Genomic DNA, 22,820 nt, shown 5'->3' on the forward strand with positions numbered 1-22,820 from the left:
AGCGAGCGGCCGGAATTCGCTATGCGGCCAGTCGGGCGGCCGCTGCGGAAGGATGTCGCCGGCTGGCCAGGACGCTAATGGTGCACGGCGCCTGTTCGGGATCGATTTTCGTGGGCAGGTGCCTGGCCTGGGCCGCGGACCGGAGCATCTCCAGTGCGTCCTCGTCCACCCAGGCGCCGGAGATATCGAGCTCCAGGTCCAGGCCTCCCTTCAGGGAGTTGGCACGTTTTGCCACTACGTAGAGTGCGTTGATGCTGTGGATGGTGATATGCCCCTTTGCAATCACCTGGGCCTTGCTGCGATCCAGATCAATCCGGACCATGATGTTGAGCTTGGAGTTCAAGTTGTAGAGCCTTCCCCGGCATTGGCTGCGACGCTGCAGCTTCTTGCATGGCCTGTTTGCTTAAGCCTCAACCAGATTAGGGACTGAATGTGATGTGCGCAACACCGCGCCCTTTATTACATCGAAGTGAGTGTTGGCCCTCCCGCTCCGATCCGTGATGTGATCAAGGCACGCACCAAGACATACCGCCCCTTAAGGACATTCCATGAGCAAAGAACAGCTGATCATTATCGGTTCCGGCCCGTCCGGCTACACCGCTGCCATCTATGCCGCCCGCGCCGGGCTGAACCCCCTGGTCCTGGCCGGTTCCGTCACGGCCGGCGGTGCCCTGATGAACACCACCGAGGTGGAAAACTTCCCCGGATTCCCGGGCGGCATCCAGGGTCCGGAGCTGATGGACGGGCTGCAGCAGCAGGCGGAAAAGTTCGGCGCGCGCATTGAGTACGACGACGCCACGTCCGTTGACCTGAAAGGTCCCGTCAAGCGCGTGGTCACCGGCGGCGGGGAAACCTATGAGGCCCAGGCCGTCATCCTGGCCACCGGTTCGGCCTACAAGGAACTCGGCCTGCCCGAGGAGAAGAAGTTCAGCGGCCACGGCGTCTCCTGGTGCGCCACCTGCGACGGGTTTTTCTTCCGGGACCAGGACATCATCGTCGTTGGCGGCGGCGACTCCGCCATGGAGGAAGCAACCTTCCTGACCCGTTTCGGAAAGACCGTCACCGTCGTCGTCCGCAAGGGCGAACTGCGGGCGTCCCGCATCATGGCACAACGGGCAAAGGACAACCCCAAGATCCGCTTCGCCTGGAACTCCGCCGTCACCGCCATCCACGGCGACGGCAAGGTCACCGGTGTCACCCTCACGGATACCCGCACCGGTGAAACCCGGCACCATGACGCCACCGGCATTTTCGTGGCCATCGGGCACCTGCCCCGCACCGAACTCGTGGCCGGCCAGGTGGATCTGGACGAGGAAGGCTACATCAAGGTGGAAGCCCCCACCACCTGCACCAACCTCTCCGGGGTTTTTGCCTGCGGCGATGCTGTGGACCACCGGTACCGGCAGGCCATCACCGCCGCCGGCACGGGTTGCGCGGCCGCCCTGGACGCGGAGCGTTTCCTGGCCGCGCTGGAGGACGCAGCCAGTATCGCCACTGCGCTGGTGGAGGAACCGACGCACAACTGACGGGCAGTCCGGCGGCCGGAACCCCGGGGTCAGACCACTTCGGGGAGCCTGCCTGTTAATACAGAGACCGGGGCCGAGGACCAGCGTTCGCGTTCAGGCTCGTAGGAGATCACCATCGACGCGTCGTTCTCGCGCGCTTCGTCGATGGCCAGCAACAGGGCGTCCTCCATGTGCCGGGCATATTCCAGCCGCTCCGGCAGGGAGCCCTGCAGCCCGGCGTCGTCAACCAGCACGTGGCCCTTGCCGTCCACAATGACCTTCAGCGAATACCCGCGGTCCTCGTGCAAGGAACCCCGGGTGGACGAAATCTCGGTGACTCGATCTGCCCGGACCAGCCCGTTGCCCAGCGTGCGGACCCACACTTCACCCATGAATGACCTCCCCTTGGCTGTGGGCACGGATCAGCGCCCCATAAGGCGAACGCTACTCCTCGCCGGGCCTTTTGTGACCCCTGTATTTTTGCCGCCGGGACCATTGCCGGCCCGGATGGAAAGAAGTTCGGATACTGTGATGCCGAGAGCCGGCTGGGGGTCGATAGCAGACGTGGAGAAAGACATGTGGTCAACGCTGGAAAGCTACCTTTTTCCGCTCAGCCCCGGGACAAAGTGCCCGTCAGGCACGTTTGAGCTTGATGTTGCCACAGGGCAGATGGAATGGTCCGAGGGGATGTTCCACATTCATGGGCTCCGACCCGGGGAAGTGGTTCCCACCTTTGAGCTGTTGATGTCCCACAAACATCCATCGGACCGCGAGCATGTGCGTGCGTTATGGACGAACCTGCTGCGTGCCGGCGGCCAGGGCGCCCTGCTGCATCGCGTCCTCGACGTACATGGCAGGGAGCGGCGCGTGTTCTCGGCCATCCAGGTCGAGGCCACGCCATCCGGCCAGGTGGAACATGCGCATGGGTTCATGGTGGATGTATCCCAGAGCCTGCGCATCGAATCCCAGCACGCGGCCTCCGAAGCAATCGAGGGCGCCTATGCGAACAAGGCCGTGATCGAACAGGCCAAGGGAATTGTCATGGCCCTGCAGGGTGTGGACGCAGCGTCGGCATTCCAGGTCCTTGCCGCCAGGAGCCAGCGTGCCAACGTCAAACTGCATATCGTGGCAGAGGAACTGGTCAACGCGGCGGGAAACAACAAAGCCAAGGAAATGCTGGTTGGTTACTGATTCGCCGCCCAGCCCACCGTTGTTGTCCGGTTCCTGCCCCCGATGGGCAAGGGGACCTTCGGCTCTTCTGGCCGGGGCTGTTCGGCTGGAGCCTGTTGCTATGGCTGAAGCAGGACTACCTTGAGCAGAAGGCAGGCGGGTAAATGGCGGACAGGACTTCCACCGGCAGGAGCGGCAACGTTGGCTCCGCCGTGGTCAACGCCCTGTTCATGTACGGGATCAATATCTGGCCTGGGTGGCAGGTGCTGCCCTTCCTGACCGCCGACATGGCCCGCGCGCTGGACCTCATCAACGCGTCCCTGATCGCCAGCATCGTGGTGGGCGTGGTCTGCGTGCTGATCCGGGCCCGGGCACTTCTGGCCGTGGGAAACCTGGTGGCGCTGGGCTTCGGAATGGCCGCAATAGTCCGCGTCTGGGAGGTCTTCCCGTTCGACTTCACCGGCGGCTGGACCGGCTGGCCGGTGCTGGTGCGGGTGCTCCTGGTGATCGCCATGGTGGGCTCGGTCATTGGGGCCGTGGCAGAGCTGGTCAACCTGGTCCGTGCCTTGGCGGGAATCGAGAGCCCCGGCCCGGCAGGCGTTAGCGTCCCGGGGACCTGCCACGCCTTGTCCTGCGCGTCACACCGCACGCTGATGCGATGGCGGCGGCCATAGGATAAATCTGATGACTTCCCCGGATGATGCCCAGCCCTTCAGCCTGCGCAGTATTGCCGTCGCCGCGTTCGGTCCCACGCTGCTTTTCGGAATCGGCCAGGGGGCCATCCTCCCGGTGGTGGCGTTGTCAGCCCGCGAGCTGGGCGCAACAGTGGCCGTGGCAGCCCTGGTCGTGACGCTCATCGGCCTGGGATCCTGGTTCTTCAACCTGCCGGCGTCCCTGGTGACCCTCCGCTTCGGTGAGCGTTGGTCCATCGTGGGCGCCGCCGTCGCCGCCGGACTGGCCCTGGCAGCCGCCGCAACGTCCTCCCTGGCCCCCAACGGACTGTGGCTGCTGGCCGTGGCGATGACCGTCGTCGGCATGTCCGGGGCGGTGTTCGGCCTGGCCCGGCAGAAGTACCTCACCGAGGCCGTGCCCGTGGCGTTCCGTGCCCGGGCCCTGTCCACGCTGGGCGGCGTGAACCGCATCGGCGTGTTCATCGGCCCGTTCGCCGGCGCCGCCGCAATGCAGTTCTTTGACATCGCCGGCGCGTACTGGGTGGGCGTGGCGGCCATGGCGGCGGCAGCGTTGCTGTCACTGACCATCCCGGACCTGGCGACGCCGGACGTCCCCTCGGGCGGGGACGGCGCCTCCCAGCCCACGCTCCGGAGCGTCGCGGTCTCGCACGCCGGCGTGTTCCTTTCGCTCGGCGTGGGCATCCTACTGCTCAGCGCGCTGCGGTCCTCCCGGCAGGTAGTGATCCCGCTCTGGTCCGACCACCTGGGCATGGACGCCACCTCCGCGTCCCTGATCTACGGCCTGTCCGGCGCGATCGACATGCTGGTGTTCTATCCCGCCGGAAAACTGATGGACCGCAAGGGCCGCCAATGGGTGGCCATCCCCTCCACGCTCCTCATGGGAACCGCGCTGCTGTTGATCCCGCTCACAGGATCCTTCACCGGCCTGCTGCTCGCTTCGTTGCTGATCGGCTTCGGCAACGGCATCAGCTCCGGGCTGGTGATGACCCTGGGCGCAGACTTCTCGCCCGACCGCGGCCGCGGCCAGTTCCTGGGCCTCTGGCGGTTCATGGCGGATGCCGGCTCCACCGGCGGCCCGGTGCTCCTCTCCGGGGTGACGGCCCTGGCCTCACTGGGGCCGGGGGTCTCAGCCCCGGGCATCCTGGGGTTCGCGGCGGCGGGCGTCTTCGCCGTCGTGATTCCGCGCCTCAAGCACCGCCGGAATTACTGACCACCCCGCTTGCGCTATCACTTGTGGTCCCTAACCCCGGATTTAGGGACCATAACTGATAGGGCAACGGGGCAGGCTATTCTCGACACATGACCGACCCCGGCGTGAGCACCCGCATCAGCCCCCTGCACAAAGCAGTGTGGTGGGTGCAGGACTATGTCTATGCCGCGGGCTGGCAGGTCCGGGGTTTCCTCTCGCGCGTGCAGCCGGGGTCCTTCCGCAACGGCACCCTGCAGCCCGTGGTGATCATCCCCGGCGTCTACGAAAACTGGCAGTTCATGATGCCGCTCATCCGGGCCATCCACGACGCCGGGCACCCCGTGCACGTGGTCACGGTGCTGCAGCGCAACAAACTCAAAGTTCCGGACGCAGCCCGGCTGGTGGCCCAGCACCTGGAGGAGGCGGGCCTCCACAATGCCATCCTGGTGGCCCACAGCAAGGGCGGGCTGATCGGCAAGTACACCATGCTGTCCCTGGACCCCGAGCACCGGATCGACCGGATGATTGCGGTGTGTGCACCGTTTTCCGGGTCCCGCTACGCCCGGTACATGCTGCTGCCCAGCCTGCGGATCTTCTCGCCGCGCAATGCCCTGACCCTGCAGATGGCGCGCGAACAGACCATCAACAGCCGCATCACATCCCTTTACGGCCCGTTCGATCCGCACATTCCGGAGGGCAGCGTGCTCCCCGGCGCCACCAATATCGAGTTGCCGGTGGCCGGGCACTTCCGGATCCTCGGCGATCCCGGGACCGCGCGGATCATCGTGGAGCAGCTGAGCCTGCCGGCCTGACCACGTCTGGCGCCTCCGCGGCCGCGATCCGGTTGGCGATGAAAGCTGCGTCGCGGCCCACGCCGTGGACCATGGATGAGGCCAGCGAGTGCTGGAAGGTCGCGCCCAGGAAGTAGAGTCCGGGCTGCGTGGTGGCCACTCCGCGGTCCTGGACCGGCCGCCCGTCCGCCCCCATCACGGGCAGGTCGATCCAGTCCAGGTCCGGCGTGAAGCCAGTACACCAGATGACGTTGGCCACCTCCAGCGTCCTGCCGTCCGCCAGCATTGGCAGCCCGCCTTTGATGCCTTCCGTCCTGGGAACGCGGACGACGCCGGCACGCACCAAGTCCCGGTTCTTCACCCTCACCAGTGGTCCGCTGTGGGAGAGGACACGTGGACGGGCCTTCCGGCCGGCGGGCGTACCGAGGGTCAGGATATGGGAGAAGGCGAAGAAGACGGCGAGCGTCAGCGGCCGGGCGGCCACGGCGTCGACTCGCCAGGGGATTTCGCCGGGATGGCGGCCGGACAGGTACGTGGTGCGGGTGGAGGCAAGTTCCAGGGCGATGTCCGCGCCGGAGTTGCCGGCGCCGACCACCAGGACCGGGCCCGGTGCAAGGCCGTTTGGATTCTTGTAGCTCCCGGCAGTCAGTTGCCGGATGGCGGGGCTGAGCTGTTCGGCGAACGCGGGAATGTTGGGCTTCCGGTCCCAGCCGGAGGCAACCACCACGTTGTCGGCTTCGAAGTGGTGGCCCTCGGCATCGATGACGAAGGTTTGGCCGTTGTGGCTGAGGCTGGTGACCCGGACATTGCGCTGGACGGGCAAGCCGAACTCTTCCGCATAGCTGCCCAGGTAGTCCGCGAACTCTTCGCGGGAGGGGAAGGACCACGGCGGTGCGGGGAACCGGCTGCCGGGAAGGGCGTCGTACCGGGCCGGGGTGAAGAGCCGGAGGGAGTCCCAGTGGGCGCGCCAGCTGTCACCGGATTTCGCATGCTCATCCAGGATGACGAAGGGACGCTTGAGGCGGGCAAGGTGGTAACCCATGGCCAGTCCCGCCTGGCCGCCGCCGATCACCACGGTGTTGAAGTGCTCCGACATGGTGGCCTGCCCTTCCGTCCGTCCCGCTCCGCCGCGGTCCCGGGCTACCTGCTACAATTCATCCGAATGAAGTTCGGATGAATAAAGGCTAGGCCCGGCCATGAGTGAAGTCAATGCCCCCGCACGTCGCTACAACTCGCCCTTGCGGAGGGAACAGGCAGCGGCAACCCGTGACGCGGTGTTGTCCGCTGCCCGCGACCTTTTTGTCGGCGAGGGCTACCGGGCCGCCACCGTTGCCGCCATTGCCCGGCGGGCGGGCGTCGCCGTCGATACCATCTACGCCACGATCGGGAGGAAACCGGACCTCCTGCGCGGGGTGGTGGAGGCGGCAATCTCGGGCACCGGCCAGGCCGTCCCCGCGGAGCGCCGGGACTACGTGATCCGCGTGCGCGAGGCGACGGGGGCGGCTGAGAAGATCTCCCTGTACGCCCAGGCCCTGGCGCAAATCCAGCCGCGGCTTGCGCCGGTCTACGAGGCGCTCCGCGATGCTGCCGGCACTGAGCCGGACTGCGGCGCGCTCTGGCGCGAGATTTCGGACCGGCGCGCGGCCAACATGCGGAAATTCATCGAGGACCTCGCAACAACGGGGGAGTTGCGCACGGACCGACCGGCCGCGGAACTCGCCGACGCTGTGTGGAGCATGAACGGGCCGGAGTACTGGGGGCTCCTGGTGAACCAGCGCGGGTGGGATCCGGAACGGTTCGCCGGGTGGCTGACCGATGCGTGGTGCCGGCTGCTGCTTAGGAACCCCGGCTGAGCCACGCACGCTGGTCCGTTAAATGAAACGCTCCTCCGGAAAGCCCTGGCGGCCTTCCGGAGGAGCGCAACTACTCTGTCCGGGACGGTATCACCCGTCGGTGCCGGCCGGGGTGGTGGTGGCCGTGTAGCCCTCGAGCTTCAGCGCCGCCTGGGCGTACTTCTGGTCGAATGTGTCCGCCATGTTGACCTTTGACGTGTCAACCCCAATGGTCTTCTCCTCCTCGAAGACCGTCTTGGGGCCACCGGCGGGCATGATGCCGTCCGGAAGGAACTGGCCCTTGTCCTGATCCAGGGCTTTGACGTAATCGTCCTTGCTGATGGTGCTGTTCTGGACGAATGCCGGGGGCAGTTTGTCCGCGATCTCCTGTGCCGAGTGGGTGCTGATCCAATGCATGGTGTCCACCAGTGCGTCCACCACCTTCTGGGCCTCATCCTGGTGGCTGTTGACCCAGTCCGTTTGGGCGAGCAGGCCTGCCGACGGCAGCGAACTGCCGAGGGCCGCCTTGGCGCCGTCCGCTGTCGCCAGGTCAATGGCGGGAACCGCAAGGTTCTTGGCCTCAAGGGCGCCCACGGTTGGCTGGGTGGTCATGACGCAGTCGGCGGACCCGCGCTGGATGGCGGCGATAGCGGTGGCACCGGAGCCCACGGCGATCGTCTGGTAATCGCTCTTGGACAGGCCTGCCTTGGAGACGATGAACTGGGTGAGTTCGTCAGTGCCTGAGCCGAGGTCCGTGACGCCGACCGTCTTGCCCTTGAGGTCTGCGCCGGAATGGACGTTGGCCTTGGGGCTGCACATGATGCGCTCGCCCGGGGCGCCGGAGAGCTGGATGAGGTTGGTGACCTTCTTGCCCTTGGCCTGGAAGTCCACGGTGTGGATATACCACGCTCCGGCCATGTCCACCTGCCCGGACGCCATGGCCTCCTCGGCACCAACGCCGCCCTGCTGCTCGGTAGAGAGTTCCATCTTGACCCCGTACTTCTCGTAGTAGCCCAGCTGCTGGGCCAGTTGGTACGGAAGATAGATCTGCTTGTCGATGCCGCCCACCATCATCTTCACTGTGGGCATTGAGCTGGTGTCGGCAGACGCACTGCCGCCCGCGGAACTGCCGCCGGCTGCGGGGGTGGAGCTGTTGCCGCACGCTGCCAGGCTGAGGGCAACGGCTCCGGCAGCTGCGGCGGCAAGAATAGGGCGCTTCATCATCATTGTTTTACGCATCCTTTTGTTTGTCCCCAACGGGACGGTGGTGTTTGTTTGGGTATTGCGGGGTTGGATAGCTGGGTGTATCGGGGATCAGATGGCCTGTGCCTCGGAACGGTTCGGCGGCCGCCACTTGAGGAGCCTGTGCTCAAGGACATTGATCAGGGATTCGGCAAAAAGCGTGACGACGGCGATGATCACCATGCAGGCGAAGACGGTATTCGGATCGAATGTTCCCTGCGCCTGGCTGATGATCAGGCCGATTCCTTTCTGCGCGCCAAGCACCTCGGCAACAAGCGCGCCGATGATGGCGAAGCCGAAGGCGGTGTGGAGGCTGGCGATGATCCACGTCATGGCGGACGGAATGGTCACGTGCATCGCCACCTGATAGGGCGAAGCTCCGAGTACCCGCACGTTCGCCACCAGGTTCTGGTCCACCTCACGGACGCCCTGGAAGGCGTTGAAGAACACCACGAAAAACACCAGTACGGCGGCGAGCAGGATTTTCGGGAAGACACCCAGGCCGAACGCCACAATGAAGATGGAGCCGAGCACAATACGCGGAATCGAATTCACGATCCTGATGTAGGGCCCGACGACGGCCGACAGGTACTTGTTGGAGCCCAGGAGGATGCCGAGGATTACGCCTACGAACGTGCCCAGCAGGAAACCGAAGAATGCTTCCTGCGCCGTGACCCCCAGGTTCTCCCAGATGGTGCCGAACGCCGTACCTTCCGTGAAGAGCTTGACCAGGCTGTCCCAGATTTCCGATGGCTGGCCGAAGAAGAATTTATCCACCCACCCCGCTGTGGTGAACCACTGCCAGCCGCCCACGACGGCGACGGCCAGGACTACCCGGCCGATCCAGATGGACATGGAGTGGCGCCGGGCCTTGATCCGGCCTGCGTTCTTGGCTGCTGACTCTGTTTCCACTGGCTTCTCGCCTTTGCGGGTTTCGCTGTGAGTAAGGGTTGTCATGCCGCACCTGCCGACACCGCGTAGGCACGGGTAACCTCGTCCTTGAGGGATTCCCAGATCCGCCCTTGGAGTTCCAGGAACCGCTCCTCATGGCGGATTTCCTGGACGTTGCCGCGGGGCCGGGGAAGGTCGATGTCGAAGACGTCCTTGACCGAGCCGGGGCTGCTGGTCATGATGACCACCCTGTCGGACAGCGCCACGGCCTCGTCCAGGTCATGGGTGATAAACAGGACCGAGGGGCGCAGTTCCTCCCAGAGCTTGAGTAGTTCGTTCTGCATGATGGCCTTGGTCTGCACATCCAGGGCTCCGAACGGCTCATCCATGAGGAGGATCCGGGGATTGTTGATCAGGGCTGCAGCCATGGCTACGCGCTTGCGCATGCCGCCCGAGAGTTGGTGCGGGTAACGGTCCTCGAACCCCGCCAGGCCAACCCGGCGGAGCCAGTCCCGGGCAAGGTCCGTGGCCTGGCGCTTTGGCGTTCCGAGCAGGATGGGTCCCATCATGACGTTGCCGAGCACGCTCTTCCAGGGAAACAGGGCGTCCGCCTGGAACATGTAGCTCACGCCGTTGGTGATGCCTTCCACAAGGTTGCCGCCCACCTTCACCGATCCGGCGCTTGGCTGCTCCAGGCCGGAGACCTGGGCCAGGGTGGTGGACTTGCCGCACCCGGTGGGCCCGACGATGGAGCAGAACTGTCCGGCCTCGACGGTGACGGATACGTCCCGGATGGCCGTGAAGGTCTCGCCCTTCGGCGTCAGGTAGCGCTTCGTCAGGCCGGTCACCTCGATCCTTGCCCCTTCGGGGGCTCTCTGCGGAGGGCCGGGCGGCCCGGGGGTGGGGGTGCTGTTCATTGCAAGACCTCGCTGTCTTTAGTCCATGTAGTTCGGATTGAGTGATGTTGATCACTGGAACTGTGTGAAGCTTAGGAAGTGATCATTCCGGCGAGAAAGACTTCCGTAAGATGTGTGCTTTAGCCGCAAAAGTGCACGTTTTGTGCATTTTCTGCCACCGCATAAGAACCGCGCCTCCGGAGCCGCGGTGAGCCAGGCAGCCGCAGCGCCCCGGGCCGGCAGGCGCTTTACAACGCTGACCGCCCAAATCCTGCTGGCCTCGCTGTCGCTGCTGATTTTCACGGTGGCCTTGGGCGGTTTTCTCTTCTCGATGATCAGCAACCAGACGCTGGACCAGCAGTACCAGTTGCGCGCACTGGGCATAGCGACCACCACCGCGCAGATATCGGAGATCCGCTCAGCCGTGGCCTCCGGGGACCCGGACCATGTCATCAACGGAATTGCCCATCAGGTAATGACTGCTGCCCGGACCGATTACGTCGTTGTCAGTGACAGGGAGGGGGTACGGTTTTCGCACCCGGACCCGGCGTTGATCGGCCAGCGGCTGGAGGAGCCGGTGGCCGTCCTGGACGGACAAACCCACGTTGGTTTCGACCCTGGAAGCCTGGGCCGCTCCGCGAACGCCAAGGCACCCATTTTCGGCGCCGACGGCACCGTGGTGGGCCAAGTTTCGGTGGGGATCGAGGACACCCAGGTCCTGAGCAACCAGATGCAGAACATCTGGCTGATCACCGGTTTCTCCGCACTGGTGCTGGCCCTGGGCGTCGTTGGTTCCCTGCTGCTCTCCCGGCGCATCAAACGTGTCACGTTCGACCTGGAGCCGGCCGAGATCGCCTCCCTCCTGCAGGAACGCGAGGCCCTGCTTCACGGAATCCGGGAGGCCGTCGTCGGCCTGGATGACGACGGCAAGGTGACGGTCATCAACGAGGAGGCCCGGCGGCTGCTCCACCTGGAAGGGGAGGCATTGGGGCAGCCCATTGCCGAACTGCTTCCGCGCGGCCGCCTCCGGGACCTGCTGGCCGGCCGGCTCCCCGGGGCCGACCAGGTGGCGCTGACCGAGGACGCCTTGCTGGTTGTCAACAGGATGCCCGTCGCCACCGCCGGCCGCAGCATTGGTTCGGTGGTCACGCTTCGGGACCGGACCGAAATTGAAGGCCTGGTGCGCGACCTCCACTCGATCCAGGGCTTGATGGAGGCCATGCGCGCCCTGGAGCATGAGTACGCCAACCGCCTCCACATTGTTGACGGCCTGTTGGAGATGGGTGACCTGGAACAGGCCAAGAGGTATGTTTCGCAGGTATCAAACATGTCCAGGTCCCTGGGGGAACGGCTGCGGGCCACGATTTCGCCGCCGGAGCTGGCGGCCTTGCTGCTGGCCAAAGTGGCTGTCGCCGCCGAACAGGACGTGGAGATGGAGGTGACCGCGGACTCCAGGCTGGAACATCCGGAGGTGGATCCCACCGAGCTGGTAACCATCGTGGGCAACCTCCTCGACAACGCCGTGGACGCGCTGGCCAATACGCCCCGGCCACGCCGGGTGACGGTACAGTTCGACGACGCGGACGGCGTCTTCATTGCGGTGCGGGACAACGGACCCGGCGTCCCCGCTGACAAGGTTGCCCAGGTCATGGTGGACGGCTACTCAACGAAGGACCCGCGGCCAGGGATGCGGCGAGGCATCGGGCTGGCCCTGGTGAGCAGGATTGTTCGCAGGGCAGGGGGAACACTGGATGTGTTTCCCGGTCCCGGCGGTAACTTTGAGGTGTGGCTGCCGGCAAAGACGCAGGCAGCGGTAGAGGACGGGAGTGCAGGCGTTGATTAAGACGCTCGTGGTGGACGACGATTTCCGGGTTGCCGGCATTCATGCGGCCCGGGTGGCGCGGGTGGACGGATTCGAATGCGTCGGCCAGGTCTACAGTGCTGCCGCCGCGCGGGAAGCCATTGCCCGCCTTCATCCGGACTTGCTCCTGCTGGACATCCATCTTCCGGACGAGGACGGACTCTCCCTCCTGCGGTCGCTACAGGCAGCCGGAACCCAGGTGGACAGCATCGTGATCACTGCTGCGCAGGACCTCGCCACCGTTAAGTCCGCGATGACCAGCGGAGCCATCTACTACCTGGTCAAGCCCTTTGGGTTCGACCGGCTCCGCACCCAGCTGGAGGCTTACAAGAAGTGGCGCGAGGAGCTGGAGTCCGTTTCGACGGCAAACCAGGCAACCATTGACAACCTCTACAAGGCACGATTGGCCGGGATCAAGGCAGCGGCCCCGGCCGCGCGCCTGCAGCCAACCATGCAGAAAGTGTTCGACGCCGTCCGGGCCGCCCGCGGGCCCGTCAACGCCGCGGAAATCGCCGAACAACTCGGCGTCAGCAGGCCAACCGCCCAGCGCTACCTGAGCACGCTGGAACGGAAGGGCCTCCTGGTCCTGGACCTTACCTACGGCAGCACCGGCCGGCCGTTGAATTCCTACACGGTTTCCTGACCGCCCACGGGACCGGCCGGCTACTGCGGCCGCCATGTGGGCTGTGATATAACCGCAGGTCAAACAGCAGTTGAAATTTCAAATACCTTGAGCTTTTGTTGACTCTTTACCCCCTCGCTTCCTGAGCTTGGCCCTGCAAAGTAGGTCCCAGCTAGTCAAACGAACACCAAAAAGTCTGAGGGGACATCATGAAGAACAGCACTCTGGTCAAGGGAACTGCCGCTATCGCCGTTGGCGCCGCACTGCTGCTGGGCGGCGGGGGAACCCTGGCCAACTGGAACGCAGAGGCAACCGCCGCGCCCGGCACCATCGTTTCCGGCGACCTGAACGTGGTCAAGAGCGTCAACGGGGTGTGGAAGGACCGCAACGGGGCCACCATCGACATCAGCACCTACAAGGTTGTTCCGGGCGACAAGCTCACGTTCACCCAGGACCTGACCGTGACCCTGACGGGCAACAAGATGGCCGCCAACGTTGCCACCACCGGCATCACTGCCACCAACGGTTTCACTCCGGCCAACGTATCGGTCAGCACTCCTGCGCTCACGGTGGGCGGCACGGCTGTCGCCAACCCGCTCAAGCCCACGCCGACGGGGGCGGACCAGACGGTCACCGCAACCATCACCTTCGAATTCCTGTCCACCACCACCGGCCGCGCGGACACCACCGCCAGCTACAGCTTCAACAACGTGGCATTCCAGCTGACCCAGGTAACCCAGTCCGGACTTTCCTAGCCTGACGTGGCCGGGTGGCCCCAGGGCCACCCGGCCGGCAGCATCAGGAAACAGGACCAGGAGGAAGCCACATGCGCATCAAGCGCTCACTGAAGGCAGCGGCGTTGATCGCCGCGGCCGTGGTCCTGGGCCTGTTCACCGTGCAGGGAACATTTGCCCTCTGGAATGCCTCCGCGGTGGCCGCTCCAGGAACCGTCTCGGCAGCCTCGTTCGATGTGGCGCTGACAGCGGTCAACTCCGGCCAGACCACCAACATGACCCTTGCCAACGGGACCGCGGCCAACCTGACGTTGTCGCCCGCAGGGACCCTCGGGCCGGGAACCTCGCTGACCGGGGGAGTGGTGGTCACCAACAACACCAACGCCGGCGGCCAGTTCAACACCGCCATTACGGTGGGGCAGGCAACGGTGGCTAACACCGGCGGCGGAACCCTGGCCTCCTACATCATCGTCAACGCCAAGACCGCCAGTTCCACCTCGGAATGCAGCTCGAGCACGGGTTACGCGCAGATCGGCACCAGCGGGCTCGTCTCGCCCACGGTGGGCAAAACCGGGTCCACGGTCTTCTGCTTCCAGGTCAGCCTCACCTCCGGCGCCCCCTCAACAGTGAAAGGACAAGCAGTGAACATCTCCCTTCCACTCACCGCACGTCAACTCTGCGGGGTGCCCAGTGGCTGCTGACCTGACCGAACGCCTTGTCGGCGCGGACACCGATCCCGAAACTCCGTCAGCGGCCCCGAAACGGTCACGTGGGCGCAACGGCGCCTGGGCCGTCGTCGGACGCATTCTGAGCATGGCCGTGATGCTGGTGGCGCTGTTCGCCGCGCTGGTCCTAATCGTGGTGCCGGTGGCGACGGGTTCGCAGACCTACACCGTGCTGACCAAGTCCATGGCGCAGCACTACCCGCCGGGCACCTTCATGGTGATGAAACCGGCGCCGTTCGACGAACTCAAGTACGGCGACGTCATCACTTTCCAGCTGTACTCGGGCCGTCCCGACGTGGAAACGCACCGGATTGTCGGGTTTGGTTCCACCCAGTCCGGCGAGAAGACGCTCATCACCAAGGGCGACAACAACGGCGCCAACGATCCCGAGCCCATCCGGGCCATCCAGGTCAAGGGCAAGCTGTTCTACGCCGTCCCGTACGTTGGCTTTGTCGCAAACTTCCTGGGCAATTCCGACCGGGAGATGTGGACGGTCATCGCCGCCGTGGCGCTGATCGGCTACGGCTCCATCACGGTCTACAAATCCGTGCGCAAGGCCCGCAAGCCGGACGACGCCGCTGCCGAGGCCGCCTGAATGCCTCGGCTAAGGAGCATTCCAGGCGCCGGACTCGCCGTAGGGGCGTTCGTACTCACGGTCCTGCTGGGCGCTGGCGTTGGCACGGCCTCGGCCTTGTGGCAGCAAAGCGCGACGGCGACCATGGCCGTCACGGCGTCCGGCACCTGGCCGGCGCATTCGTTCTCAGGATTCACCTGCACCAACGACAACCCTCGGCAGACCGCCACCCTGTCAGCCGTGGGGGCGGCGGCGCCAACGGCTCTTAGCTACGCCGCGCTCCAGTCAAACGGCACGTACGGGCCGTCCTACACCGAATCCGTGAGCCTTGGGACAACCAGCACGGTCGCCCTGACCATCACGTCGCAGATCGTCGTGGCCAACAGGACCACCACCCCGTTGACCATCCGGGTGACAGCGACCTATGCGGACCAGTCACAAACCACTGCCTCGGCCACGGTGTCGCTGGAGCAAGGAAACAACAGCAACAAGGTCACCTGCCTGTCCACCACGTTCTAGGCGCCTGACCCTCTGCCAGCTCGGCGGAAGAAGGTGCCGCTGCATCCCCCCTTGCAGCGGCGCCGCCTCCCGCCGATCTGGCCTGGCGACGTCCACATCCATTTGCGACCCGGAGCCGCCGGCACGCACCCGATATGTGGGGCGCGCAGGGGAATATGAGCCGCGAAAATGGGTTTGCGCGTCGGTAGACTGCGGTCATGTCATGCCGGATCAGTGAACTTGTCCTGAATTGCGCCGACCCCGAACTGCTCGCGCGGTTTTGGAGCGGGGTCCTTGGCTACGTCGAGCTGGACCGGGAGGAGGGTTCGATCGAGATCGGGCCGGCCGCCGGGTTCGGCGGACTGCAGCCCACCATCATCTTCAGCCCCAGCAGCAACCCGCGGGTGGGACGGCTTCCGCTGCACATCGACGTCAACCCGGTGGACCGGGACCAGGACGCCGAACTGCAACGCTTGCTGGCACTGGGTGCGCGGCCGGCCGACGTCGGGCAGACCGGCGGGGAGCAATGGCACGTCCTGCAGGATCCGGAGGGCAACGAGTTCTGCCTCCTGCGCAGGCGGCTCGAACCGCTCGAACCCTGAACGTGCCTGCCGGTGACCCCGGATACTGGATTGCCTGGGGGCGCCCACTTCAAGACGCCGCCAGGCACTTGCAACTATTGACGGCACTGCTCAAGCTGCGTGGTACAAATTCCGCAAGAATCGCTCAATTGTTTCCGGGTGGAGGCTGGGTGTGCTGGGAGTCTCCGTACAATGGCTGCCCGGCGGCCGGCGCAAGGCTCCTGGCATGCTCCATTCGGGGCACAAGGACCCTTACCGGCGCAGTGCGGAAGGACTAGATTGTAGCTCCGGGCGCTACCCGGCCGGGCGCCGCTACTGAGGAACGAACGTGGAACTGTTCAGCGATAAGCCAGCCGTTGCCGCGGCCGCCCTCACCAGGCTCGTCGCCGCAGAAGCCCAGTCCCCGGGGCGGCCCGTCGGCCGGCTCCAGGCGTACCTCAGCGACCTGGTGGTGCGGAACGGGCCCCGCATCGTTGAACAGCTTGCCATCGAACTGGCACGCCAGCACCTGGCCACCATGGACCGGCTGGCAGAGGAGACGGGCCAGCCGGCCGCCCGCTACATTGACGAAGTTGAGCTTGCCGCCGCCATGGAGGAGAGCATTGGCCGGGACCCGGCTGACCCAGGCGAGACCCACTGAGGAGCGCCCGGTGAGCCTCTAGGGCCCGGGCGCGTCCCGGCGTCGAGCGGCGAACGCGAACAGGGACGTCGTTGCCACCGTGGCCAGGTACCCCGCGATCACAATCAGCGAAATGCCGGCCCAGAAGTAGTTGGTGGTGCTGGTCTCCTGCCAGGGGCTGGGCGCAATACGGATCAGCGAATACACCGCCACCCCGGCTGAGGCCAACCCGATCAGCACCGGCAGGGTCAGCCAGATGCGGGCCGAGCCAAGATGCCTGCCGAACCCGTCCCACTCGTTCCAGGAACCGCGGCGCAGGATCAGCCAGCCCGCCGGGATCATGAAGGCGCCCACCAGCAGGAACGCCGCCACCACGTCCGCTGGCCGGTGCCACTGGTTGATCAGCGTGGAGGCGCCGGATGCGATGGCAAAAGATCCGCCAATGAAGCCTGCCATGGGGCGCCAGCGCGGGGATGCCATCAGGAATACGGCGGCCGCTGCGGACGCCGCCAGCGTGGTGTGGCCGGACGGCAGCGAATTGAGTTCAAGGGTGAGCACGCCTTTGTCCGGGCGTGCGGGCAGGAGATCCTTGAGTACCTGGGTTGCCACGTTGGCGCCGATGCACGCCGCCACCGCGATTCCCGCTTCCGCCCAGTGCCGGCGGATGACCGTGACAAACAGGACCACGACGGCGGCCATCACAAGGGAGATGGTGGGCAGCCAGTCAAGGAACTGGGTGGCGGCCTTACCGGCGGGTCCGTGGATATCCACGGCTTCCACCAGCGCGGACTCATCGATGAACTGGCCCGTGGCGGTTTGGACGAAGAAGCAGTAGGTGGCAACCAGCCCGGCAATGCAGGCCACAGTGGACAGCACGAAAAGGAAAGCCGAGCCGGGAGCGGGCCGGGACGGTGTCCTGGTGGGTAGTTGCCGGAAAGAAGTCATCGCGCTTAAGGGTGACACAGAAAGCTGGACGGCTGCTCAGGGGCCGGTGGCACCCGGCTTGACGGGGTCCAGCCGGGGGATGCTGGCCGCCGCCACCAGGACCGCGAGGACGCCCAGGCCGAACGGCAGTGCGGTGGCCGTGGCGATGCCGCCCACCAGGAGCGGGCCGCCGGCGTCGCCCAGTTCGCGGCCCAGTTCGGCTGAGCCCATGGTCCGGCCCATCCGCTCGGGCGGCGTGGCGTCCGCAAGGTGTGCGAAGCCCAAGGGCGTGGCGGCGCCGATGCCCGTCCCGATGCACGCTGCAGCCACGAAAATGGTCACCGGTCCCGGAGCGGCAGCAACCACGGCGATGCCCGCGGCAATCAGCAGCAGGCCCACGGTGGTGCCCTTGTTGTCGGTGACGGCGTTCCGGTCCCGCAGCCGCCCGATCCAGGGCTGGGTCAGCACCGAACCTAGCGCCACCACGCTCACCGCGGCCGTGCCGGCGAAGGCATCCATGCCATGGCGGGCGGCCAGCGCGGGGAGGAAGCCGACGGCGGCACCCAGCGCTCCGGTGGAAGCGGCCAGTACCAGCGTGGGTACCAGGAAACGGCGCTCGCCAATCTGCCGGGCAAGGTCCATTACGGTATACCGCTTCCGGGGCAGCGGCGGCAGGTGCGGGACGGACACCAGCACCCACAGCGCCGTGACCGCGGCCAGGGCGGACAAGGCGCCGAACAAGAGCGGGAAACCGCCCGCCGCGATCAGTCCCGCGCCCAGCGGCGGCCCGATGATGTAGCCAAGGCTCTTCCAGGATCCGTACCGGCCAAAGTAGGTGCCGGCTTTCCCGCCGCGTGCCATCCTGGCCACCATCGCGGACGACGCCGGCGAGAAGGCCGACGCCGCCGCCCCCTGTCCCAGCCGGGCCAGGGCAAGGACCAGGGGGTCGGCCGCGCCAAGGCCGATCAGGGACAGCGCGGCGAAGGCCAGCAACCCGCCCACGACGACGGGTTTGGCACCGATCCGGTCGCTGAGCGCACCGAAGACAGGCTTGAGGAACACCTCGGCGACGTCGTACAGGGCCAGGAGGATGCCGAGGTTCAGCAGCGTCAGGCCGATATTTCCACTCTGCGAGCCCAGCCCGGCCGCGATGCTGTGGGCGCCGAAGGCTGTGACAAATCCCGCTGCATACAGAGGCGCCGAGGATGCGCGGGCAGCCTGGCGTTCAGTGCTCATGATTGGGACTTTAGTACCTTCACAAACTTGTGAAAACTCCGAAGATTAATCCATGAACACTGTGATCCAAACTGTGGGCCTGCACAAGAACTTCGGCAGGGTCCGGGCCTTGGACGGACTCGACCTCGACGTCCAGGCAGGGGAGATCCACGGCTTCCTGGGACCCAACGGCGCCGGGAAATCCACCACCCTGCGCATCCTGCTGGGCCTGGCCAAGGCAACGTCCGGCTCCGCCACCGTCCTGGGTGTGGACCCGTGGACCCAGGCCGTTGAACTGCACCGCCGCCTGGCTTACGTCCCTGGCGACGTCCGGCTGTGGCCCAACCTCTCCGGGGGCGAAACCATCGACCTGCTCTCCCGCCTTCGCGGCGGAACAGCGGACGGTGCCGGTTACCGCCGCAGCAAGGACCGCCTGTGCGAGGCCTTCGACTTTGATCCGGCCAAGAAAGGGCGTGCCTACTCCAAGGGCAACCGGCAGAAGGTGGCGCTGATCGCCGCCCTCGCCACGGACGCCGAGCTGTACCTGCTCGACGAGCCCACCAGCGGACTTGACCCGCTCATGGAGGCGGTCTTCCGCAGGGAGCTGCTCGCCGTCGTCGACCGCGGGGCCACCGTGCTCCTCTCCAGCCATATCCTGACCGAGGTGGAGGTGCTGTGCCACCGCGTGAGCATCATCCGCGCCGGCAGGATTGTGGACGGCGGCACGCTGGACTCCCTGCGCCACCTCACCAGGACCGAGATTTCCTTCGCCGCGGACGGCATGGACATGGACGCCCTGGCGCGGCTGGGTGCCGTGCATGACCTGACGTTCGACGCCGGCCGGGTCAAGTTCAGCGCCGAATCGGACCGGGTGGCGGAGGTGCTTCCCGCCCTGGGGGCCCTGGCCGTGAAGGGGCTGACCATCACGCCGCCCTCGCTTGAGGAGCTGTTCCTGCGGCACTACGGCGATACCACGGTGGGCGCCCGGCCCGCGGCGGTGGCCGGCAACGGGGACCACCGGCACGGTGCGCGCCGGCACCTGATGGGTGCCAGGGGTCGTGGCTGACATGGCCGTCCTCATGATCCTCTGGGGCCAGCGTCTGCGCCGGGACCGATGGCAGCTTCTGAGCTGGATCCTGGGAATTGGTGCCTTCGCCCTGTTCGCCGCCTCCTCCGTCAGCCAGACCTACGGCAACGCCGCCAGCCGCGCCGAGATCCTCCAAGTGGCCATCGCCACCCCGGCCATCCTGATGCTGCGCGGTCTGCCCCGCGGCGCAGACCAAGGGGCTTTCACCTTCTTCCTGGTCTTCGCCTTCCTGGCCCTGCTGGCTGGCTTGATGAGCACCTTCCTGGCCGTGCGCCATACCCGTGCCGACGAGGAAACCGGCGGCGCCGAGCTGGTGGCAGCCACCCCAGCGGGCCGCCTGCTGCCCACCATTGCCACCGTCCTGCACGGTGCGGCAGCCAATGTCCTGGTGGCGCTTGCCGTCTGCGCCGGACTCACCGTCCAGGGCCTGGACGTGCAGGGGAGCCTGTCCGCGGGCGCCGCCACGGGCGCCGTCGGTTTTGCCTTCCTTGGCGTGGGTATCCTGGTGGCCCAGTTCATGAGCACATCGCGTGGGGCGAACGGCGTCTCCTCCGCCCTGGTTGTCCTGGCCTATGTGCTGCGCGGGATTGGCGACGCCACCGGAACCCCGCACGCGGACGGAACGTCCATGACCGAAGGCGCCGCAAGCTGGTTATCACCCATCGGTTGGGGCCAGCAGACGTTCGCTTTCTCCGGCAACCGCGCCTGGCCGTTGTGGCTGCCGGTGGGGCTCGGCGTCGCCTGCCTTGGAGCCGCATGGGCCATCCTGGGCGCCCGGGACAGCGGAGCCAGTGTGTGGGGTGCACGGCCCGGCCGCACCGCCGCCCGGTCCGGTCTTCGCAGCCCTGCCGCGCTTGCCCTGCGCCTGCAGGCCGGTTCCATCGTCGGCTGGGGCCTGGGTGGCCTGGCCCTGGGGCTGCTGGCAGGGTCACTGGGCAAGGCGATTGCCGCCGTCGATACCCCTGACACCAATATCACCGCCGTCCTGAGGTCCATCCTCGAGTCGCAGGGCACCTCCCTGACCCAGCTCATGGTCTCGGTCCTGTTCTCGATGGCCGGGATCCTTGCCGCTGCCTGCGCACTGCAGGCCGTCATCAGGCTGCGGCAGGAAGAAGCCGCAGGAACCGCGGAACTGCTGCTCGCCGCCCCTGTAGGGCGGATCCGCTGGCTGGCGGGCTATCTGGTGTTCGGGGCCGCGGCAGTGGTGCTGGTGATTGGCCTGACGGGTGTGGGCGCGTGGATCACGCTGACGGGGTCCGGAGACCAGGCCATGCCAGCCGACGCGCTCTGGGAAACCGCCGTGGCGCAATTGCCGGCGGCGCTGATCTACCTGGCCGTGCCCGCACTGGTCTTCGTCCTGTGGCCCGCGGCAACCATCGGCGCCGGCTGGTCCCTGCTGGGGCTCGGGGTGTTCCTGGGGATCTTCGGCGGCATGCTGGGCCTGGACCAAAGCATCCGCGACCTGTCCCCGTTTACCCACACCCCGGTCCCGCACGGCGACGCGACCGACTGGAGCGGGGCGTGGTGGATGCTGGCCATCGCCGTCGTTGCGGGCGCGCTGGCCGTCACGGCGATGCGGCGGCGGGAGGTGGGGTCCGCATGAGCGCCGACGCCGAAGTGGCTGCGGCACGGGACGCCGGGGTGTCGGCCGCAGCTGCCGAACGCACCGCGGCTGCGTTCGCCGCGGCCGGTTTCCCCAAGATGCCCGCCCGGACATTGTTGGCCCTGGTGTCATCCGAGCAGGGGAGCCTGACTGCCGCCGAATTGTCGGAGCGGCTGGGGGCAAGCGCCGCCGCCGTGTCCGGGGCGGTGCGTTACCTGCAGACCGTGGGATTCGTGCACCGGGTATCCCAGCCCGGCAGCCGCCGCGACCTCTACGCATTGCACGATGACGAGTGGTACGTGGTCTCCATGCGGAACAGTCCCATTTACGAGAAGCTGGCCGACCTGACGGATGCCACTGCCGAAACGCTGCCCGAGGGTTCGGCGGCCCGGGCCCGGGTGGCGGAGATGGCAAGATTTTATCGGTTCCTCAAATCCCGCATGCCGGCCCTGCTGGACGACTGGGAGCGGGAACGGACAGCGGAGGGTGCGCCGTGACCATCGTTGACAACGCGGTGTACGTGAATGGGCTGCGCACCGAGGACCCGGAGGACCTTGACGAGACCTATTTCCTGCTCCGCCAGCGCGAGGGCATGGCCTGGATTGGGCTGTACCGGCCGGACCCTGAGGAGCTGCAGTCCGTGGGCGAGGAGTTCGACCTGAATGCCCTTGCCGTGGAGGACGCGCTTGCCGGGCATCAGCGGGCCAAGCTGGAGCATTACGGCGAGTGCCTGTTCCTGGTGCTGAGGCCGGCACGGTACCGGGATGACGAGGAAAAGGTGGACTTCGGCGAGATCCACGTTTTTGCCGGAGACGAGTATGTGGTCACCGTCCGGCACGCTGAGTCTCCGGACCTGGCCAAGGTCCGCCGCCGGATGGAGTCAATGCCCGAGTTCCTGGCCCTCGGGCCGGATGCGGTGCTGTACGGGATCCTGGACCAGGTGGTGGATGAATACGAGCCGGTGGTGGCGGGCCTCGAGAACGATATTGATGAGATCGAGGATGACCTCTTTGGCGCCGACCCGGACGTCTCCCGCCGCATCTACGAACTGTCCCGGCAGGTCATCACGTTCCAGCGGGCCACCAGCCCTCTCGCCGGGATCCTGCAGGCCCTGATGGCCGGTGCTCCGGACCGCGGCGATGCCACCGAGCTTCGGGACCACTACCGGGACGTCCTGGACCACGTCATCCGGCTCAACGAGCGGGTGGCCTCCTTCAGGGCCCTGCTGCAGAACGCGCTCGCAGTCAACGCCGCCCTGGTGGCCCAGCGGCAGAACGATGAGATGCAGCGGATGACCGAGTCCAGTTTCGAACAGAACGAGCAGGTCAAGCGCATTTCTTCTTGGGCGGCCATCCTGTTCGCCCCGACCCTGGTGGCATCCATTTATGGCATGAACTTCGCCAATATGCCCGAGCTGTCCTGGACCTACGGCTACCCCTACGCGCTGGGCCTGATGGTGGCCATGGGAGTTGTCCTCTACCTGGCGTTCAAGCACAACAAGTGGATCTGAACCGCCGCCGAATCGACTTCCCAGCTTCCTGCCCTACCATGGGCTACGGATCGTAAGCC

The 22,820-nt window shown here is 66.2% G+C and carries 26 protein-coding genes; 18 read left to right on the plus strand and 8 right to left on the minus strand.

Annotated features, from left to right (window positions below):
- Positions 1-19: 19 nt before the first annotated feature.
- Complete coding sequence (locus AB4Y79_RS01585) at positions 20-343, minus strand: hypothetical protein (RefSeq protein WP_441858141.1); 324 nt, start codon at positions 341-343, stop codon at positions 20-22.
- Between the two features lie 205 nt (positions 344-548).
- Between AB4Y79_RS01585 and trxB the strand changes: the two genes are divergently transcribed.
- On the plus strand, positions 549-1,526 hold the full coding sequence (trxB, locus tag AB4Y79_RS01590; RefSeq protein WP_441858143.1) for a thioredoxin-disulfide reductase: 978 nt from the start codon (positions 549-551) through the stop codon (positions 1,524-1,526).
- 29 nt (positions 1,527-1,555) lie between these two features.
- Here the strand turns inward: trxB and AB4Y79_RS01595 are convergent, their stop codons facing one another.
- Complete coding sequence (locus AB4Y79_RS01595) at positions 1,556-1,897, minus strand: hypothetical protein (protein WP_308930137.1); 342 nt, start codon at positions 1,895-1,897, stop codon at positions 1,556-1,558.
- A 277-nt stretch (positions 1,898-2,174) separates the two neighbouring features.
- Here AB4Y79_RS01595 and AB4Y79_RS01600 point away from each other — a divergent pair, with 277 nt between their 5' ends.
- The 4 genes from AB4Y79_RS01600 (at position 2,175) to AB4Y79_RS01615 (ending at position 5,368) form a co-directional block, all read left to right on the plus strand.
- Complete coding sequence (locus tag AB4Y79_RS01600) at positions 2,175-2,696, plus strand: PAS and ANTAR domain-containing protein (protein ID WP_441858308.1); 522 nt, start codon at positions 2,175-2,177, stop codon at positions 2,694-2,696.
- A 143-nt stretch (positions 2,697-2,839) separates the two neighbouring features.
- Positions 2,840-3,349 carry a hypothetical protein gene (locus AB4Y79_RS01605; RefSeq protein WP_441858145.1) on the plus strand — a complete coding sequence of 170 codons (510 nt, stop codon included), beginning with the start codon at positions 2,840-2,842 and terminating at the stop codon, positions 3,347-3,349.
- 10 nt (positions 3,350-3,359) lie between these two features.
- Positions 3,360-4,577 carry an MFS transporter gene (locus AB4Y79_RS01610; RefSeq protein WP_441858147.1) on the plus strand — a complete coding sequence of 406 codons (1,218 nt, stop codon included), beginning with the start codon at positions 3,360-3,362 and terminating at the stop codon, positions 4,575-4,577.
- Between the two features lie 89 nt (positions 4,578-4,666).
- Positions 4,667-5,368 carry an esterase/lipase family protein gene (locus AB4Y79_RS01615; protein ID WP_441858149.1) on the plus strand — a complete coding sequence of 234 codons (702 nt, stop codon included), beginning with the start codon at positions 4,667-4,669 and terminating at the stop codon, positions 5,366-5,368.
- Here AB4Y79_RS01615 and AB4Y79_RS01620 read toward each other — a convergent pair.
- Positions 5,337-6,443, minus strand: a complete 1,107-nt coding sequence (locus tag AB4Y79_RS01620) for a flavin-containing monooxygenase (protein WP_441858151.1) — start codon at positions 6,441-6,443, stop codon at positions 5,337-5,339. The genes AB4Y79_RS01615 and AB4Y79_RS01620 overlap by 32 nt on opposite strands.
- A gap of 100 nt (positions 6,444-6,543) precedes the next feature.
- Between AB4Y79_RS01620 and AB4Y79_RS01625 the strand changes: the two genes are divergently transcribed.
- Positions 6,544-7,200 carry a TetR/AcrR family transcriptional regulator gene (locus AB4Y79_RS01625; RefSeq protein WP_441858153.1) on the plus strand — a complete coding sequence of 219 codons (657 nt, stop codon included), beginning with the start codon at positions 6,544-6,546 and terminating at the stop codon, positions 7,198-7,200.
- Positions 7,201-7,290: 90 nt separating this feature from the next.
- Here the strand turns inward: AB4Y79_RS01625 and AB4Y79_RS01630 are convergent, their stop codons facing one another.
- The 3 genes from AB4Y79_RS01630 to AB4Y79_RS01640 all read right to left on the minus strand — a co-directional run bounded on the left by AB4Y79_RS01630 (position 7,291) and on the right by AB4Y79_RS01640 (position 10,160).
- Complete coding sequence (locus tag AB4Y79_RS01630) at positions 7,291-8,400, minus strand: ABC transporter substrate-binding protein (RefSeq protein ID WP_441858154.1); 1,110 nt, start codon at positions 8,398-8,400, stop codon at positions 7,291-7,293.
- A gap of 93 nt (positions 8,401-8,493) precedes the next feature.
- Positions 8,494-9,378, minus strand: a complete 885-nt coding sequence (locus AB4Y79_RS01635) for an ABC transporter permease (RefSeq protein ID WP_441858156.1) — start codon at positions 9,376-9,378, stop codon at positions 8,494-8,496.
- The gene (locus AB4Y79_RS01640; protein WP_441858158.1) at positions 9,375-10,160 is read right to left on the minus strand and encodes an ABC transporter ATP-binding protein; all 786 of its coding nucleotides are present in this window, start codon (positions 10,158-10,160) and stop codon (positions 9,375-9,377) included. Before AB4Y79_RS01640 ends, AB4Y79_RS01635 begins: the two co-directional genes overlap by 4 nt.
- A 256-nt stretch (positions 10,161-10,416) precedes the next feature.
- Here AB4Y79_RS01640 and AB4Y79_RS01645 point away from each other — a divergent pair, with 256 nt between their 5' ends.
- The 8 genes from AB4Y79_RS01645 (at position 10,417) to AB4Y79_RS01680 (ending at position 16,443) form a co-directional block, all read left to right on the plus strand.
- Complete coding sequence (locus tag AB4Y79_RS01645; protein WP_441858160.1) at positions 10,417-12,051, plus strand: ATP-binding protein; 1,635 nt, start codon at positions 10,417-10,419, stop codon at positions 12,049-12,051.
- Positions 12,035-12,712, plus strand: coding sequence for a response regulator (locus AB4Y79_RS01650; protein WP_441858162.1), 678 nt, complete (start codon positions 12,035-12,037; stop codon positions 12,710-12,712). Before AB4Y79_RS01645 ends, AB4Y79_RS01650 begins: the two co-directional genes overlap by 17 nt.
- A gap of 188 nt (positions 12,713-12,900) precedes the next feature.
- Positions 12,901-13,446: an alternate-type signal peptide domain-containing protein gene (locus AB4Y79_RS01655; protein ID WP_441858164.1), complete on the plus strand. Its 546-nt coding sequence runs from the start codon at positions 12,901-12,903 to the stop codon at positions 13,444-13,446.
- A gap of 71 nt (positions 13,447-13,517) precedes the next feature.
- Positions 13,518-14,126, plus strand: a complete 609-nt coding sequence (locus AB4Y79_RS01660) for a hypothetical protein (RefSeq protein ID WP_441858166.1) — start codon at positions 13,518-13,520, stop codon at positions 14,124-14,126.
- Positions 14,116-14,745 (plus strand): signal peptidase I, encoded by a 630-nt coding sequence (locus AB4Y79_RS01665; protein WP_441858168.1) that lies wholly within the window; start codon positions 14,116-14,118, stop codon positions 14,743-14,745. Before AB4Y79_RS01660 ends, AB4Y79_RS01665 begins: the two co-directional genes overlap by 11 nt.
- A complete protein-coding gene (locus AB4Y79_RS01670; protein WP_441858170.1) occupies positions 14,746-15,243 on the plus strand; it encodes a hypothetical protein in 498 nt (165 codons plus the stop codon).
- A gap of 197 nt (positions 15,244-15,440) precedes the next feature.
- Positions 15,441-15,824 (plus strand): VOC family protein, encoded by a 384-nt coding sequence (locus AB4Y79_RS01675; RefSeq protein ID WP_441858172.1) that lies wholly within the window; start codon positions 15,441-15,443, stop codon positions 15,822-15,824.
- A 307-nt stretch (positions 15,825-16,131) separates the two neighbouring features.
- On the plus strand, positions 16,132-16,443 hold the full coding sequence (locus tag AB4Y79_RS01680; RefSeq protein WP_441858174.1) for a hypothetical protein: 312 nt from the start codon (positions 16,132-16,134) through the stop codon (positions 16,441-16,443).
- Positions 16,444-16,461: 18 nt separating this feature from the next.
- Here the strand turns inward: AB4Y79_RS01680 and AB4Y79_RS01685 are convergent, their stop codons facing one another.
- Together AB4Y79_RS01685 and AB4Y79_RS01690 are read right to left on the minus strand one after the other, a co-directional pair.
- Positions 16,462-17,367 (minus strand): phosphatase PAP2 family protein, encoded by a 906-nt coding sequence (locus AB4Y79_RS01685; RefSeq protein WP_441858176.1) that lies wholly within the window; start codon positions 17,365-17,367, stop codon positions 16,462-16,464.
- A gap of 36 nt (positions 17,368-17,403) precedes the next feature.
- On the minus strand, positions 17,404-18,582 hold the full coding sequence (locus AB4Y79_RS01690) for an MFS transporter (protein ID WP_441858178.1): 1,179 nt from the start codon (positions 18,580-18,582) through the stop codon (positions 17,404-17,406).
- Between the two features lie 52 nt (positions 18,583-18,634).
- On the opposite strand from AB4Y79_RS01690, the gene AB4Y79_RS01695 reads away from it, so the two are divergent.
- The 4 genes from AB4Y79_RS01695 to corA are packed head-to-tail and all read left to right on the plus strand — an operon-like array spanning position 18,635 to position 22,761.
- Positions 18,635-19,627 (plus strand): ATP-binding cassette domain-containing protein, encoded by a 993-nt coding sequence (locus AB4Y79_RS01695; protein ID WP_441858180.1) that lies wholly within the window; start codon positions 18,635-18,637, stop codon positions 19,625-19,627.
- A 1-nt stretch (position 19,628) separates the two neighbouring features.
- A complete protein-coding gene (locus AB4Y79_RS01700; RefSeq protein ID WP_441858310.1) occupies positions 19,629-21,251 on the plus strand; it encodes an ABC transporter permease in 1,623 nt (540 codons plus the stop codon).
- Positions 21,248-21,748 (plus strand): GbsR/MarR family transcriptional regulator, encoded by a 501-nt coding sequence (locus tag AB4Y79_RS01705; protein ID WP_441858182.1) that lies wholly within the window; start codon positions 21,248-21,250, stop codon positions 21,746-21,748. The genes AB4Y79_RS01700 and AB4Y79_RS01705 overlap by 4 nt, the downstream gene beginning before the upstream one ends.
- Positions 21,745-22,761, plus strand: a complete 1,017-nt coding sequence (gene corA / locus AB4Y79_RS01710; RefSeq protein ID WP_441858184.1) for a magnesium/cobalt transporter CorA — start codon at positions 21,745-21,747, stop codon at positions 22,759-22,761. Before AB4Y79_RS01705 ends, corA begins: the two co-directional genes overlap by 4 nt.
- Positions 22,762-22,820: the final 59 nt, after the last annotated feature.

It is taken from the genome of Pseudarthrobacter sp. YAF2 (genome assembly GCF_052113345.1).
Classification (GTDB): Bacteria; Actinomycetota; Actinomycetes; order Actinomycetales; family Micrococcaceae; genus Arthrobacter.